Source organism: Streptomyces sp. NPDC002588, from assembly GCF_040295925.1.
Taxonomy (GTDB): Bacteria; Actinomycetota; Actinomycetes; order Streptomycetales; family Streptomycetaceae; genus Streptomyces.
Genome location: NZ_JBEOWF010000041.1, coordinates 42,146 through 57,434 on the forward strand (window position 1 = coordinate 42,146; position 15,289 = coordinate 57,434).

Annotated in this window: 14 protein-coding genes; 12 read left to right on the forward strand and 2 right to left on the reverse strand. The window is 72.1% G+C overall.

From position 1 onward, the window contains the following. Nucleotides 1-28: 28 nt before the first annotated feature. The 4 genes from ABT057_RS36560 (at nucleotide 29) to ABT057_RS36575 (ending at nucleotide 4,133) form a co-directional block, all read left to right on the forward strand. On the forward strand, nucleotides 29-760 hold the full coding sequence (locus ABT057_RS36560) for a carboxymuconolactone decarboxylase family protein (protein ID WP_352348187.1): 732 nt from the start codon (nucleotides 29-31) through the stop codon (nucleotides 758-760). A gap of 278 nt (nucleotides 761-1,038) precedes the next feature. Then, complete coding sequence (gene dapD / locus ABT057_RS36565) at nucleotides 1,039-2,028, forward strand: 2,3,4,5-tetrahydropyridine-2,6-dicarboxylate N-succinyltransferase (RefSeq protein ID WP_352348188.1); 990 nt, start codon at nucleotides 1,039-1,041, stop codon at nucleotides 2,026-2,028. Nucleotides 2,029-2,337: 309 nt separating this feature from the next. Further along, nucleotides 2,338-2,898: a SigE family RNA polymerase sigma factor gene (locus ABT057_RS36570; protein WP_352348189.1), complete on the forward strand. Its 561-nt coding sequence runs from the start codon at nucleotides 2,338-2,340 to the stop codon at nucleotides 2,896-2,898. After that, complete coding sequence (locus tag ABT057_RS36575) at nucleotides 2,895-4,133, forward strand: WD40 repeat domain-containing protein (RefSeq protein ID WP_352348190.1); 1,239 nt, start codon at nucleotides 2,895-2,897, stop codon at nucleotides 4,131-4,133. Before ABT057_RS36570 ends, ABT057_RS36575 begins: the two co-directional genes overlap by 4 nt. Here the strand turns inward: ABT057_RS36575 and dapA are convergent, their stop codons facing one another. Beyond that, a complete protein-coding gene (gene dapA / locus ABT057_RS36580) occupies nucleotides 4,134-5,036 on the reverse strand; it encodes a 4-hydroxy-tetrahydrodipicolinate synthase (RefSeq protein ID WP_352348191.1) in 903 nt (300 codons plus the stop codon). 184 nt (nucleotides 5,037-5,220) lie between these two features. On the opposite strand from dapA, the gene ABT057_RS36585 reads away from it, so the two are divergent. From ABT057_RS36585 to ABT057_RS36600, 4 genes are all read left to right on the forward strand, one after another. Continuing rightward, complete coding sequence (locus ABT057_RS36585) at nucleotides 5,221-5,625, forward strand: phage holin family protein (RefSeq protein WP_352348192.1); 405 nt, start codon at nucleotides 5,221-5,223, stop codon at nucleotides 5,623-5,625. After that, nucleotides 5,622-6,125 carry a DUF3618 domain-containing protein gene (locus tag ABT057_RS36590; RefSeq protein ID WP_352348193.1) on the forward strand — a complete coding sequence of 168 codons (504 nt, stop codon included), beginning with the start codon at nucleotides 5,622-5,624 and terminating at the stop codon, nucleotides 6,123-6,125. The genes ABT057_RS36585 and ABT057_RS36590 overlap by 4 nt, the downstream gene beginning before the upstream one ends. A gap of 142 nt (nucleotides 6,126-6,267) precedes the next feature. After that, complete coding sequence (locus ABT057_RS36595) at nucleotides 6,268-6,912, forward strand: ArsR/SmtB family transcription factor (protein ID WP_352348194.1); 645 nt, start codon at nucleotides 6,268-6,270, stop codon at nucleotides 6,910-6,912. Next, nucleotides 6,909-7,655, forward strand: a complete 747-nt coding sequence (locus ABT057_RS36600; RefSeq protein ID WP_352348195.1) for an SRPBCC family protein — start codon at nucleotides 6,909-6,911, stop codon at nucleotides 7,653-7,655. The genes ABT057_RS36595 and ABT057_RS36600 overlap by 4 nt, the downstream gene beginning before the upstream one ends. Before the next feature lie 528 nt (nucleotides 7,656-8,183). Here the strand turns inward: ABT057_RS36600 and ABT057_RS36605 are convergent. After that, nucleotides 8,184-10,010: a DUF8508 domain-containing protein gene (locus tag ABT057_RS36605; RefSeq protein ID WP_352348196.1), complete on the reverse strand. Its 1,827-nt coding sequence runs from the start codon at nucleotides 10,008-10,010 to the stop codon at nucleotides 8,184-8,186. A gap of 260 nt (nucleotides 10,011-10,270) precedes the next feature. Between ABT057_RS36605 and ABT057_RS36610 the strand changes: the two genes are divergently transcribed. The 4 genes from ABT057_RS36610 to ABT057_RS36625 all read left to right on the forward strand — a co-directional run bounded on the left by ABT057_RS36610 (nucleotide 10,271) and on the right by ABT057_RS36625 (nucleotide 15,285). After that, nucleotides 10,271-11,701 carry a hypothetical protein gene (locus ABT057_RS36610; protein ID WP_352348197.1) on the forward strand — a complete coding sequence of 477 codons (1,431 nt, stop codon included), beginning with the start codon at nucleotides 10,271-10,273 and terminating at the stop codon, nucleotides 11,699-11,701. Between the two features lie 328 nt (nucleotides 11,702-12,029). After that, entirely contained in the window at nucleotides 12,030-13,481 is a 1,452-nt protein-coding gene (locus tag ABT057_RS36615) for an alkaline phosphatase PhoX (protein WP_352348198.1), read from the forward strand. 99 nt (nucleotides 13,482-13,580) lie between these two features. Then, nucleotides 13,581-14,219 (forward strand): GntR family transcriptional regulator, encoded by a 639-nt coding sequence (locus ABT057_RS36620; RefSeq protein WP_352348199.1) that lies wholly within the window; start codon nucleotides 13,581-13,583, stop codon nucleotides 14,217-14,219. A gap of 40 nt (nucleotides 14,220-14,259) precedes the next feature. Next, nucleotides 14,260-15,285: a 1-aminocyclopropane-1-carboxylate deaminase gene (locus ABT057_RS36625; RefSeq protein ID WP_352348200.1), complete on the forward strand. Its 1,026-nt coding sequence runs from the start codon at nucleotides 14,260-14,262 to the stop codon at nucleotides 15,283-15,285. The last annotated feature ends 4 nt before the right edge of the window (nucleotides 15,286-15,289 follow it).

Here is a 15,289-nt window from a genome sequence, read left to right on the forward strand (position 1 = left end):
CTACAGTCGTCCACTCAGAGGAGTCGTCATGACGCTGCCGACCCGCACCACGGTCAGAGAACTGGACCCCGCGTTCGCGGAGATGGCCGCCGCAAGCTTCCAACTCGCCGGAACCGGAGCCACGCTGACGCAGCGTGAGCGGATCCTGCTCAACCTCGTGGCCGACGTCTGTGAGCAGGTCCTCGGCATGCCCTTCGAAATGCACGTGCGGGCCGCCCTGGACAACGGCCTGGACGCCGACGACCTGCGTGAGCTGCTCCGCTTCATCTCCTACGACAGCGGCTACCCGGCGGCGCTGGCCGCCCTGGCGCGGCTGGCCGAGATCGAGCGCGAGCATGGCCTGCCCGGGCCGACCGGCCAGGGCCACCACGTGAACGCGGACGGCACGGGCAGCCCCCTCCCCGCCGCGATGCGCGCCGAGGTGCGTGCCCTCGACCCGCGCTTCGCCGACTACATGGACCTGCAGTCGCGGATCCGCGCCGGCATGTCCCGGATCAGCGTCCGAGAGCGGGCGTTCGCCACCATGACGGTGGACGTCCTCTACCAAACCCTCCAGGAGAGCTTCCGCGCCCACGTCGGCCGCGCGCTGGGTGCGGGAGTGACGCCCGACGAGGTGCGCGCCGCCGTCCGCGCCACCGCGACATTCGGAATGACCCGGACCTGGCGCGCTCTGCACGTCCTCGACGAGCTGCTGGCCGACCACGAGGAACCGCGGGGAACGGGGGGAACGCGGGGAAAGCGGGCGGCCGTGGACGCCTGAACGCCGGTCGCCCGCACCCCGCACACGAAGCGGACCGCAGGGCCGGTCCGTCGGTCCGGCACAGGGCCACAGGTGCCGACCGGCAAGCGGTGCTCAACCGCGACGGGCTCGCCGCACCGCCACGGCCCCGGCCACGGCACCTGCCGCCCACCGGCGCCGTCCCCGAACCGCGCAGGAATCGCCCCGGATCCGACCCGCGTACTTCCCCTGGCGCCCGGCACCTGAGACGCCGCTCCGCTGGTTGGCCTGCGAACCCCCCATCCGGTTAGGTTTCCCCCATGACCGACACGACTGCTCCGCGCACCACCGGCGCCGTGGCCGCCGGCCTCGCCACGATCGCCGCCGACGGCACGATTCTCGACACCTGGTTCCCCGCCCCCGAGCTCGCCGAAGAGCCCGGTCCCTCCGGCAGCGAGCGCCTGACCGCCGAGCAGGCCGTGGCCCAGCTCGGCGAGGGCGCCGCCAAGGCGATCGGGCCGGACCCCCGGCGAGGCGTCGACGTCGTAGCGGTCCGCACGGTCATCGCCTCGCTCGACGCCAAGCCGCTCGACGCCCACGACGTCTACCTCCGCCTCCACCTCCTCTCCCACCGCCTGGTCAAGCCGCACGGCCAGAGCCTGGACGGCGTCTTCGGCCACCTCGCCAACGTCGCCTGGACCTCCCTCGGCCCGGTCGCCGTCGACGACGTCGAGAAGGTCCGCCTGAACGCCCGCGCCGAGGGCCTGCACCTCCAGGTGACGTCCATCGACAAGTTCCCCCGCATGACGGACTACGTCGCCCCCAAGGGCGTCCGCATCGCCGACGCCGACCGGGTCCGCCTCGGCGCGCACCTCGCCGAGGGCACCACCGTCATGCACGAGGGCTTCGTCAACTTCAACGCCGGCACGCTCGGCACCTCGATGGTCGAGGGCCGCATCTCGGCCGGCGTGATCATCGGAGACGGTTCGGACATCGGCGGCGGCGCCTCCACGATGGGCACGCTCTCCGGCGGCGGCAACGTCATCATCTCCATCGGCGAGCGCTGCCTCATCGGCGCCGAGGCGGGCGTGGGCATCGCGCTGGGCGACGAGTGCGTGGTCGAGGCCGGCCTCTACGTCACCGCCGGCACCCGCGTCACGATGCCCGACGGCCAGATCGTCAAGGCCCGCGAACTCTCCGGCGCCTCCAACATCCTCTTCCGCCGCAACTCGGTCACCGGCACCGTGGAGGCCCGCCCGAACAACGCGGTGTGGGGCGGCCTGAACGAGATCCTGCACAGCCACAACTGACCACCGGCGGCCGTGACCCGCGGCCGCCACCTCGATCGACATCCTGACCTGCTGCGGAGCCGTCGTCGACTGTGGTCGGCCGGCGCCGGCTTTCGTCTGCTGTCGACGCCGGTCACCATCGAGCGCCCTTCCACGGCCCGGAGACGGCCCGTGGGAGGGCGTTCATGTCGCCCGTCCCGGGACGGCGCACCGGCGACGGCCCCGGAAAATTCCCCGGACCACGCGGGCATAGCGGCGCCGTGCCGCAGGCGTCAGAAGGGGTACGGGGGGCGGGCAGCGGGTCCGCTCCCGGGGGATGAGAAGGTGACGATGGATGCCGAGGACCTGGAGAGTTTCCGAGATTTCGTGGACAACAGGTCGTCCGCGCTGCTGAGGACCGCCGTGCTGCTCAGCGGCGGCGACCGGCATGCCGGCGAGGACCTGCTCCAGAACGCCCTGGCCAAGGCCGCGGGCAGGTGGCACCGCATCGACGAACCCGAGGCGTACGTACGGCAGGTGCTGTACCGGCAGCAGATCAGCCGCTGGCGGCTGAAGTGGCGCAGACGCGAGATGAGCGTCGCCGAGCCGCCGGAACCGGCGGCGGACCAGGACTCCTCGTCGGCCGCCGAACTGCGCGTGGTGATGCGTGCGGCCCTGTCCCGGCTGACCGCCCGCCAGCGCACCGTTCTCGTGCTGCGCTACTTCGAGGACCTGCCGGAGGCCGACGTGGCCCGCCTCCTGGGCTGCTCCGTGGGCACCGTACGGTCCACCACCCACCGCTCCCTGGCCCGGCTGCGGGCCCTCGCGCCCGAACTGACCGCTCTCGGCTCCGCCGGTGCCGAGCGGAATCCGCCGTCGCGCGACTTCTCGCCCGTGGAGGTACGCCCGTGAACGTCGAGGACCTGGTGCGCGACTCCCTGCGGGAACTGGCCGCCGAACAGCCGGTGACGGGAGTGGGCTTCGCCGACCGCGTGCTGGCCGTCCGCCGGCGCAGCCGCACCCGCCGGCTCGTCTCCGTCGCCGCGGCCGCCGCTGCCGTGGTCGCCGTCGGAGCGGCCGTGCCGCTGCTGGACTCCGGGAAGGAAGACGTGCGTCCCGCGAACGTCCTGGACCAGGACGGCATCCACGCCCACCCGGGCCAGTCGCCGCCGCGCGACCTGATCGGGGCCGGGGACGCGGTGCTGGCCGCGTACTACACGGCGGAGATCCGGCCGCAGACCGACAAGCGGGCCGTCTCGGCGCGCACCTACTGGCTGCTCGACCCGAAGACCGGGAAGTACACGAAGGACACCCGCTGGTCCTTCGTCACCGTCGCCCCCGGCCTGAAGACCGCCGCCGTGCTGGAGCGGAACCTGCCCGCGCGCCGGATCGGCCTGCTCGACCTCGCGACGGGGGAGGTCGAGCAGTGGATCCCGGTCGGGCACGGGGTCGGCGGACTGGCGTTCTCGTACGACGGCGGCAGGCTCGTCGCGACGACGTACGACGAGAACCCCGATCTGCGGATCAAGGAGAAGCTGATCAAGCCCGACGGCCAGGAGGACTGGACGTGGGGATCCACGTTCGGCCGGTCGAGCCGGTCCGGCTTCTACGACCTCGACGTGGCCTCCGGCCAGGCCTCCTGGAGCGCGGTCGCACCTGACCGCAGCATCAACGCCCGCCAGGACTTCTCGTTCAGCCGCGCGGGCGACCGGGTGTACGCGCAGACGATCGGAGGCAAGGACGGTCTGCAGCAGTTCTACGACCTCCACGGCGACAAGGCCGCCGCGCCCGCGAACGAGAAATACCTGCGCTCGGACGTCTCCGCGCGACTGTCCCCGAACGGCAGGCTCGCCGCCCTCGGCCTGACCAAGGAGGTCGGCGGCGACCCCGGCAGGTCGTACTCCTCGATCCGTGATCCTCGTACGGGCAAGGAGATCACCAAGGTCCGCGGCGCCGACCTGGTCGCCTGGGTCGACGACAAGCGGCTCATCGCCTGGGAGCGGGTCACGAGCCTGGAGGAGGAGTACCGGCCCCGGCTCGTGCTGGTCACGATCGGCAGCGACAAGGCCGTACCGCTGAGCGGCGTCCGCGCCGAGAACACCGGGAACGGCCGGGAGATGTGGCAGCCCGTCTTCGCGCGCCGCTGATCAGCCGGCGGTGAGCGACTCGTACGCCGCCAGCAGCCCCTCCGTCGCCTCCCGGCCGGCGGGACGCAGCGGTGCGCGGACCGGGCCCGCGGGCAGACCGAGCGCGTCGAGGAGCGCCTTGGCGGTGACGGCGCCGGGCAGGCCCGCCGCCATCATCAACTCGATGAGCGGCGTGGCGCGTTGCTGGAGGCGGGCGGACACGGGGGTGTCGCCCGCCTCGAACGCGTCCAGGACGGCGCGGAGTTCCGCCGGTACGACGTTCGCGACCGTGCTGACATAGCCCGCGCCGCCCACCGCGTACAGGGCGAGGTTGTGCTCGTCGCAGCCGGCGTAGTACGCCAACTCGGTGCGCGCGAGCACCTTTTGGATGCCGAGGAAGTCGTAGGAGCAGTCCTTGACGGCCACGATCCTGGGATGTCCGGCGAGCCGCAGGACGGTCTCCGGCTCGATCCGCGTTCCGGTGCGGCCGGGGATGTCGTAGAGCATGACCGGCAGCCCGGACGCGTCGGCGACCTCCAGGAAGTGCGCCTCCAGGGCGTCCTGCGGTGGCCGGCTGTAGTACGGGCTGACGACGAGCACCCCGTCCGCGCCGGCCTTCTCCGCGGACCGGGCGAGTTCGACGGTGTGCCGGGTGTCGAAGGTGCCGACGCCGGCGACGACGGAGGCACGGTCGCCGACGGCCTCCCGCACCGCCGCGATCAGCTCCGCCTTCTCGGTGTCCGAGGTGGTCGGCGACTCGCCCGTCGTCCCGGACAGCACCAGCCCGTCGCAGCCGAGCCCCACCAGTCGCGCGGCGAGCCGCTGGGCCCCGTCCAGGTCGAGCGTGCCCGTCGCGGTGAAGGGCGTGATCATCGCGCAGAGGGCACGGCCGAAGGGAGCGGGTGCGGAAACGGTGTTCGTCATGAGAGCAGTGTCGTCACCGCGATCGTGAAGCTCCACTTAGATCTGCTACGGGATACGGATAAGCATCACTGAAGAATGACGTCGGTCTGCGATGCCGGGCGGCCCTGGCCTGAACCTGTCCGGCCATGGGTAGCGGCGCGTGGCCGGGGTACCCGGATCCGCAACCGAGAGGAGGCGGAACACCGTGACCGCGACACAGCCCACGGAACACCACACCGTTGGTGAACTCGTCAACCGGGCCACCGAACAGCTCTCCCAGTTGGTGCGACAGGAGCTCGCGCTGGCGAAGATGGAGTTCGCGGAGAAGGGCCGGCGTGCCGGGCGCGGCGGCGGACTGCTCGGTGCTGCGGGCGCATTCGCGTACGCCGGGCTGCTCGCGCTCTCCGGCACGGCCGTCGCCGCCCTCTCGCTGACGCTGCCCGTCTGGGCCGCGGCACTGATCGTGACGGCGGTGCTGTTCGTGATCGCCGCCGTGCTCGCGGCGCTCGGCCGCGGCCAACTGCGCCGGGCCGCACCCCCCACACCCGAGGAGACCCTCGTCAGCGTCAGGGCCGATGTGGAGGAGATCAGAGAAAGGGCACAGCGATGACGGAAAAGGACACAGTGGCGCAACTGCGCCGGCAGATAGCCCGCACCAGGAGCCAACTCGGCGCCACGGTGGAGGAGTTGGCGGGCAAGACGGACGTCCGTGGCCGGGCCCTCGCCCGCGCGGCGGACATCCGCGACCGCGCGGGCGCGATGACGGTACAACTGCGCAGCACGGCGGCCCAGGCGAGCCATCTCGTGCAGGACAGGGCGACGCGCACCGGACACCTCGTCCAGGACAAGGCGGTCCGCACCGGTCATGTCGTCCAGGACAGGGCGGCCCGCACCGGGCACATCGTGCAGGACAGGGCGGCCCGCTCGGGCCACCTCGTCCAGGGCGACGCGGCCCGCACCGGCCGGGGTGTGGAGCGCGGCGTTCCCGCCCCCGTGCGCGCGCCCGTGCGCTTCGCCCTTCGTCACCCGCGTCCCGTGGTGATCGTCGGCGCGGCGGGCGTGGCGCTCCTCGCGGCGGGCCTTCTCGGCAGGCGACGGGCCAGGCGCTAGAACCGCCGAGCAGGTGCATGGCGGCCCGGTATCCGCACCCTGCGGATGCCGGGCCGACGCATGCCTGCCGCCCGCCCGCCCCCCGCCCACCGAAAACTCGAATCCCCTGGACAAAAAAAGTTTTCGGTGAGACGGTGGACGCATGCTGGACATCACCGTGATCGAGGACCCCGAGGCCGCCGCCGTCTCCCTTGACCCCATACGGGCCCGACTGCTGGCCGAACTGGCCGCCGGCCCCGCCTCGGCGGCGATGCTGGCCGGGAAGGTCGGGCTGCCGCGGCAGAAGGTGAACTACCACCTGAAGGCACTGGAGCGGCACGGCCTGGTCGAGCTGGCAGGCGAGCGCCGCAAGGGCAATGTGACCGAGCGGCTCATGCGCGCCACCGCCGCCTCGTACGTGATCTCGCCGCTCGCCCTGGCCGAGGTCCAGCCGGACCCGGACCGCTTCCGCGACCAGCTCTCCGCGCGCTGGCTGCTGGCGCTCGGCGCCCGTCTCGTGCGGGACGTCGGCTCGCTGATCACCGGCGCCGCGAAGGCCCGGCAGCGCCTCGCGACCTACGCGCTGGACGGCGAGGTCCGCTTCGCCTCCGCCGCCGACCGCGCCGCCTTCGTCCAGGAGCTGACCGCCGGGGTCACCGCCCTCATCAGCAAGTACGACGCCCCCGACACCGAGGGCGGCCGCGACCACCGGATCGTCGTCGCCGTACACCCCACGCTCAAGCCGCAGCCGGCCCGGCAGCCGACCGGACTTCCCGAATCGCCAGCACAGTTGAGGAGACCGTCATGACACACGAAAACGAGAAGGCCTTCGAGATCGTCCGCGAGTTCGAGGTCGACGCCACCCCCGAACAGGTGTGGGAGGCCATCACGAACGGCACCGGGGGATACCTGTGGCCGATGGAGGCCCCGGAGCCCAAGGTCGGCGGCAAGGCGGCCTTCGGCTCCACGGTCACCGCCTACGACCGCCCGCACCACCTCACCATCCGCAGCGAGGACGTCGGGTTCCCCATCCAGAGCGTGAACCAGCTCGAGCACGTCATCGAGTCGCGCGACGGCGGCCGGCGCGCCTGGGTGCGGTACGTGCACAGCGGGATCTTCACCGACGACTGGGACAACCAGTACGACGGAGCCAGCAGGCACACGGACTTCTACCTGCACACCCTGCGCGAGTACCTCACCCGCTTCGCGCCCCGTCCCGTCACCTTCGCGCAGCTCGACGGGGGAGAGGCGGCCACCGCCCCCGACGCGCTGGCCGCCGTGGAGCGGGCCCTGGGGCTCGCGGACGACGCTGCCGAGGGAACCCGGGTGACCGTGCACGGCCCCCAGGACTTCGAGGCCGTACTCGACTACCGCAACGCGTACTTCGTCGGACTGCGCACCGACGACGCCCTGATCCGTTTCTTCGGACGCAACCACTGGGGCGCCCCGGTCGGCATCAGCGTCCACGACTTCGCGGCCGACGCCGACGCCAAGAAGGACGAGACCGCCTGGCAGGGCTGGCTGGACGGCGTGTTCAACCGTCCCAGCTGATGTGCCGACAGGCGACGTTCGCCCCCTCGCGCAAACGCCCACCTGGCGCCGCGAGAGCACGATGCCCCGCACCTCGTGGCGGATCTCCCCGGCCACCCAGTCCGGTGGGAATCCTTCCGGCGCGAGCGGGCCCGGACCGCGGTGCCCCGCGCGGTGGACTCCAGGCCCCCCGCCGGGAACCCTCCGACGCGCAGCCCCACCCCGACGGTCCCGTCGCAGCCGAGTGCCTCGCACTCGGCCACCGCGCGGCCCGGCGCCAGCCTGCGCGCCGCGTCCTCCGAGGACAGCGCCGAGTCCCAGGCGCCGGCCGCCCGGGGCTGTGCCGCCGAGCCCGGCGGCGGCCCCCGGCGGACCGGCGTCTCGTCGGTGTGTCATCGACTCACGTGCCATCGAGCTCATCGGCCTCTCGGCGTACCGCGTGGATCGCGTGTCACCACGCGGCAGCGGATGTCGTCGGAGGAGCCCGCGAAACGGTGATCGCGGGCTCCTCCGGCGGGCCGGACCGGTCGCCTTCGACGGCGGGCGGGCCTACGGCTCGAAGCGCAGGACCTGCGGGTCGTGGTCGCTGATCTGGTCGTGGAACTCCGAGTTGATGTGCACGCTGTCGTACTCGAAGTCGCAGGCCCGCCGGATCGACGGGCTGACCAGGATCTGGTCCAGGACCTGTTGGTTGCCCTGGTAGTCGTAGGTGTAACGCTCGCTCTTCGGCAGCGACTTGATCGCCGACCACAGCGTGCCGTCACCCTCGAGGATCTTCGCGGTACCGGAGAACTCGAAGTCGTTGATGTCGCCGAGCGCGACGACATCCGCGTTCTTCTGGACGTCGAGGATGTCCTTGACGAACGCGTTGACCAGCGTCGCCTGTTGGTGGCGCTGGGTCTCCGAGCTGCGCACCACCGGCTGGTACTGCGAGGTCAGACCCTGGTCGCCGCCCTTGGAGTTGAAGTGGTTGGCGATCACGAAGACCGTGCGGCCACGGAAGACGAACTCGCCCACCAGCGGCTTGCGGCTGGTCTTCCAGGCGGTGTTCGCGGGGTCGATACGGCCGGGGGAGACCGTCAGTGCCGCCTTGCCGCGCGTCCTCGTCACGCCGACTGCGGTGGTCGCGTCGCCGCCCGCGCGGTCGGTGAACGACACCCGCTTCGGGTTGAACAGGAACACCTGGCGGATGTTGCCGCCCGGCTCGCCGCCGTCGGTGTCGTTCGTCGGGTCGATGGAGCGCCACTCGTAGCTCGGGCCGCCCGCCGCCACGATCGCGTCGATCAGCTTGGTCACGGTGACGTCGGCGGCGGTCGTGCCGTCGTCCGTCGCGCCGTTGTCGTCCTGGATCTCCTCCAGGGACACGATGTCGGGCGACTTCAGGTTGTTCACGATCGCGGAGGCGTGCTCCTCGAAGGTGCCGTCGGACGGGTCGAGGTTCTCGACGTTGTACGTGGCGACGGCCAGCTCGCCGGTCCGCTGCTTGCGGGTCGTCTCCCGCTGCAGGCCGCCGCTCTTCAGCGTGCCGAGGGTGTTCGCGACGAGGGTGTAGCCGCCGAACTGGTTGTAGTCCAGCGGGCCGGCGGTGGTGCCGGTGAGGGCGTCGCCGACGTTCGCGACGGGGAAGCCGGCCGTCGGGCCCAGCGACTGGATCTGCAGCCGGCCGGTGTTCTGCGACTCGTAGGAGCCGTACACCGTGCCCCCGCGGCGGTTCGCGTTCTCGTGCGGCTTCACCGTGACCCACAGCTCGCTGTACGGGTCGGTGGCGGTGACCACGCGGGCGTCGTCGACCTGGACGTTCATGCCCTCCAGGGACTCGTAGTAGTCCAGGGCGTACGTCCGGGGCTGCAGGGTGAGACCGCCCACCGAGTTGCCGGCGGCGGTGTCCCCGGCCGGGGTGTACACGTCCGGGACCGAACTCGCGCCGATCACCGTGGCGGCCGGAACCGGGTTGCCGCCGGACACCACCGTCACCACCGGCTTGGTGATCTCCGTGATCGACTGGTTGCCGGTCGTCGTGCCGCCCGGGACGTACTCCGAGACCGTGCCGCTCACCGTGACCGAGTCGCCGACGGCGACCTTCGGGGTGGAGCTTGTGAAGACGAAGACACCCTCGCTGGTCGCCGGATCGGCGTCCGGGTTCGGATCCTGGATCCAGAAACCTCTCGAGGAGCCGTAGGTGCGCACGCCGGTGACGATTCCGGCCACACCCGTGACCGCCTGGCCGGCGTACGGCGAGGTACGGGTGGTGCCCTGGATGTCGTGGACGGCGACCGTGGCCGCGTGCGCGGGCGAGGTGAGGGCGACGGTGGAGGCCGCGGAACAGACGGCGGCGACGGTGAGCGCGGCGACGCGCGCGGACTTCTTGCTCGGCAACGTAGATCCCTCCGGGGACGTGCGTGGGCGCCGGGACGAGGGTGGAGCGTGGGCGCGTGGGACGTGCGTGTGACGCGCGTAGAAACGAGTGAACACTCGTTCCCCCGACTTCTACGCGCGTCAATCTCCTGCCTGATCAAGCCAGTTGTCAAGGATTGAGCCATGTATGGCTCCCGGCGGGGAGATGAACCGGACGGGATGGGTCGAAATCCCTCTAGGCTGAACGCCTGAGTGGTACGACGCCATAGGAGAACCCGCCGATGTCAGACAGCTCCCCCCTGCCGCCCGTACGGCTGCACCCCGAAGCGGAGCTGGCGCGTGACGCGCTGTCCACGCCGTTGCTCTCCCGGGCCGTCCGGCTCGCCCGCTGGGCCGGCCCCGACACCCGGGTCGACGCCGGGGGCGGACTGGTCGACGAGCAGTTGCCGGCCGCCGCCGAGGTGCTCGGACTCACCGGTGACGACGCGGCCGCCGACGCGAGCGAGGCGTGGCGGGTCGCCATGGACGCCGGGCTCGTCGAGGTCGTCGACGAACAGGCCGACACCGTCAGGGCCGGTGAGGGCCTCGCCCTGCTGACCGGCGGCAGCCCGCACGACGTGCTCGCCGTCTGGCTGGGCGCCCTGGAGGCCGTGATCGCGGAAGCGGCCGTACCCGATCTCGACGCCCTGATCGACGTCATGGACGAGGGCGCCGCCGTCGACTTCTCCCAGCTCGACTGGGACCCCGAGGGCGAGGCCGAGTTCCTCGACGGTGTGCTCGGCAACCTCTACCTGCTCACCGCCAGCGAGGACGGCCCCGGCGACGGCCCCGTCCCGCTTCCCGCACTCGCCGCCTCCATGATCGTCCCCGGTGACATGGGGGAGCCCACCAACGACATGCTGGAGCAGGTCTCCGACGCGATGATGCGCCTCGACGACCAGTTCCGGCTGCTCGAACCGATCGGAGCCGTCGCCTACCGGCCCGTCGACGAGGCACTGATGGCCGACCCCGAGGAGGAGCCCCCCGCCGGGCCGGTCGACGAGACCGACGTCTCCCGCTACGGGATGGTCCGCCTCACCCCGCTCGGGCTCTACGGGCTCCGGGCGCGGCTGCTCGAGGCCGGCTTCGAGGCGCCGGCCGTCGGCGACCTCGCCGACAAGGGCGCCGATGTGCTGCTCGACGGCAGCGCAGGGTACGGGCCGCGGGCGGCCCGCGCCGAGACCGAACAGTGGCTGGACCGCCGTGAACCCGTCACCGCGGCACGGGAGCTGCTCTCCGCCGCGCGCGGCTCGGACCCGGGGGCACCGCTGCGCCGGCTCCGCTGCCAGCAGGCACTCTCGCTCGTCGGCGCCCAGGCCGAACCCGCCGTGCGTGAGGTCCTCGACGACCCCGAGCTCGGCGGCCTCGCCCGGGTGTGGCTGACCGAACTGGGCGCGGCGGACGTACCGGCGCCCTCCGAGGACCTGGTCTTCTGGCTCACCATCGACACGGTGGCCGCGCAGCTCGCCGCGGAGGGCAACTCCGAGGAACTCCAGGCCCTCGTCGAGGGGCTGGCCCAGCAGCACGGCGGCTTCTTCGCCGCGGCCTGGCGTGTCGAGCACCCGGCGACCCCGGACGTCCTGGAGGCGATGGGCCGACTCCACCCCGACAAGAAGATCGCGAAGGAGGCCCGCAAGGCGGCCTTCAAGGCCCGGTCCCAGCAGGGCGGCTGACACCGGCCGGGAGAGGGCGGCCGCCGGGCACGGGGGCCCGGCCGACCCGAGGGCCGGGGGCGCCGGGGCGAGCGGGCGGTGGGTGGCTCGGACGGGTGAGGTGTGGTGTGGCGGCGCTGGACGTGGGCCCGCCGGTGTGGTGGCGTGGGAAGGGTTACCTCGGGCAGGCGATGTCTTGGCGTCCTGTTGACCGGGGTTGTACGGGTTCATGGAAGCGGCACCCCTGTGGCCGCCCACCGTTCAACTCCCGTTCAGGCCTGGGCGGGACGGTGTCGCCGAACCGCGGTCCGCCACCCTCCACGGCACACCCACCGTCTCAGGAGACACCATGTCGCTCACCCGCAGGGACTTCGCCAGACAATCCGCGCTCACCGGGGCCGGAGTCGCGCTGGCGGGCAGCGTCGGCGCCCTCGCGACCGCTCCGAACGCCCTCGCGTCCACGGAGACCGAGAGTGCGACGGAGGAGTCGACGGCCGGCCACCACCACGGCGGCGTCGGCTACGGGCCCCTGCTCCCCGACCCGGACGGCATCCTCGCGCTGCCCGCCGGATTCAAGTACCGGATCATCACCTACAGCGGCAGGACCAAGCTGGAGTCGGGCGAGTTCACCCCCTCCAACCACGACGGCACCTCCACCTTCGACGGCCCGCGCGGTGCGACGCTCCTGGTCAACAACCACGAGCTGAAGGGCCCGCGCGCGGACTGGAAGTATCCGGTCCCGCTCACCGAGGGCCTCGTCTACGACCCCGCTGCCGCCGGTGGCTGCACGGTCGTCGAGGTCCGCCCCGGCGGCCATGTCGCCGAATGGGTCGGCATCGCCGGAACCTCCACCAACTGCGCGGGCGGCAACACCCCTTGGGGCACCTGGCTCACCTGCGAGGAGACCGAGGACAAGGCCGGCCAGAACGGCATGACCAAGGACCACGGCTACGTCTTCGAGGTCGACCCCGAGGACCGCCGGGCCAACCGCGGCCCCGAGCCGGTCAAGGCGCTGGGCCGGTACGCCCACGAGGCGGTCGTCGTCGATCCCAAGCGCGGCCACCTGTACCTGACGGAGGACGCCTCGGGCCCCAACGGCCTGCTGTACCGCTGGACCCCGCCGGCCGGCTTCCGCCACGGCCGCGGCAGGCTGCGCACCCTCGCCGACGACGCCGGCGTCCTCGAGGCCTTCAAGTGCTTCGACTCCGGCGGCAAGTTCGTCGACGACCTCTCCCGCGCCACGAAGACCGGCACCGTGTACGGCGTCGACTGGGTGGCCGTCCCCGACCGCGACGCGAGGACGACGTCCGTCCGCAAGCAGTTCACCGACGGCCAGGTCACCCGCGCCCGCAAGCTGGAGGGCATGTGGTGGGGTGACGGCGGCACCTACATCGTCTCCTCCTACGCCCGTGCCGAGAGCCCCGTCCAGCACGACGGCGCCGTCTGGTTCTACGACCCCAAGCGCCGCACCCTCACCCTGAAGGTGCTGATCGGCGTCAACCCGGACCCGTCGGTCGACGGCGCCTTCGACGGCCCCGACAACATCACCGTCTCCCCCTACGGCGGCCTCGTCATCGCCGAGGACGGCGAGGGCATCCAGCACCTGTTCGGCGCCACCGACAGCGGCCGCACCTACCCGATCGCCCGCAACGAGCTGAACATCGGCACCGAGGACGAGCCCGAGTACAGCGAGTTCACCGGCGTCACGTTCTCGCCCGACGGCAGGACCCTGTTCGCCAACATCCAGACGCCCGGCATCATGCTCGCCATCACCGGCCCGTGGAAGCGCCAGAAGCGCTGATCCACGGGCACGGCAGCCCTGCGGTGGCCCGCACCCGAACACGGGGGTGCGGGCCACACCCTTGTCCGCACCGGCGACTGACATCTAACATTTCAGTCCATGGAAGCCGTGCCACGCACTCTGCTCCGGGACCGCGCCTACGCGGCGATCCGGGACGCCATCGTGACCGGCGCGATCGAGCCCGGCACCGTGGTGCGGGACGCCGATCTCGCGGAGCGGCTCGGGCTGTCCCGGGCGCCGGTGCGGGAGGCGTTCGCCCGGCTGGTCGACGAAGGGCTGCTGGAGAGCAAGCCGCAGAGCTACACCAGGGTGACGCCGGTCGTCGCCGCCGACGTACGGGACGCCGCGGCCGTGGTCGGCGCGATGCACGAACTGGTCACCCGGATCGCGGTACCCCTGCTGTTCGCGGCGGACATCGAGGCGATGCGCACGGCCAACGAGCGGTTCGCGGCCGCCGTCGGCGCCGGTGACGTGGACGCCGCCCTGCGCGCCGACGACGCCCTGCACACCGTTCTCGTGCGGGCCGCCGGCAACCGCGCGGCCGCCGCCACCATCGCCCGCTACACCCCCCTCATCCGGCGGCTGGAGCGACGGCGCTTCGGCGAGGGCGGCACCTGCCGCTCGGCCGGGCTGCACGGCCGGCTGATCGAGGCCTGCGCCGGCGGTGACGTGGACGAGGCGGTCCGGGTCACGGCGGAGATCTGGCGCACCCTCGCCGACCTGGCCGACCCCGACTGAGGCCGGCCCGGCCCCACCCCGACCGAGCCAAGGAGGCTCCATGGCCGCGAAGTCCCTCTCCTCGTACGCGCGTTACCCCCTCCTCTTCGGCCCCTCCCCGGTGCACCCGCTGGAGCGGCTCACCGCCCACCTCGGCGGAGCCGCCGTCTGGGCCAAGCGGGAGGACTGCAACTCCGGTATCGCGTACGGCGGGAACAAGACCCGCAAGCTGGAGTACCTGGTCGCCGACGCGCTCGCCCAGGGCTGCGACACGCTCGTCTCGATCGGCGGGGTCCAGTCCAACCACACCCGCCAGGTCGCCGCCTGCGCCGCCCGTGCCGGGCTGAAGTGCGTGCTGGTGCAGGAGAGTTGGGTGGAGTGGCCGGACGCCGTGTACGACAAGGTCGGCAACATCCTCATCAGCCGGCTGGCCGGGGCCGACGTACGGCTCGTGCGGGCCGGGTTCGGGATCGGGTTCAAGGAGAGCTGGGAGCAGGCGCTGAGGGAGGTCGAGGAGTCGGGTGGCAAGCCGTACGCCATCCCTGCCGGTGCCTCCGACCACCCGCTCGGCGGGCTCGGGTTCGCGGGCTGGGCGTATGAAGTCGCCGAGCAGGAGCGGGAGTCGGGGGTCTTCTTCGACACGGTGATCGTGTGTTCCGTCACCGGCTCGACGCAGGCCGGCATGGTCGCCGGGTTCGCCGTGCTGGAGCAGGCCGGCGGCCCGGCCCGCCGGGTCATCGGGATCGACGCCTCGGCCAAGCCCGCCGAGACCCGTGAGCAGATCGCCCGCATCGCCCACCGCACCGGACAGCTCATCGGCCTGGAGAGGGAGCTGACCGTCGACGACGTCGAACTGGACGAGCGTTACCACGCGGGCGTCTACGGAGTGCCGGACGAGACGACTCTCGAGGCGATGCGGCTCGCCGCCCGCACCGAGGGAATGGTCACCGACCCCGTGTACGAGGGCAAGTCCATGGCGGGTCTGGTCGACCTGGTCGCGCGCGGCGAGATCGCCCCCGACTCGACCGTTCTGTACGCCCACCTCGGCGGCCAGCCCGCCCTGAACGCCTACAGCGCGCTGTTCTGAGCCG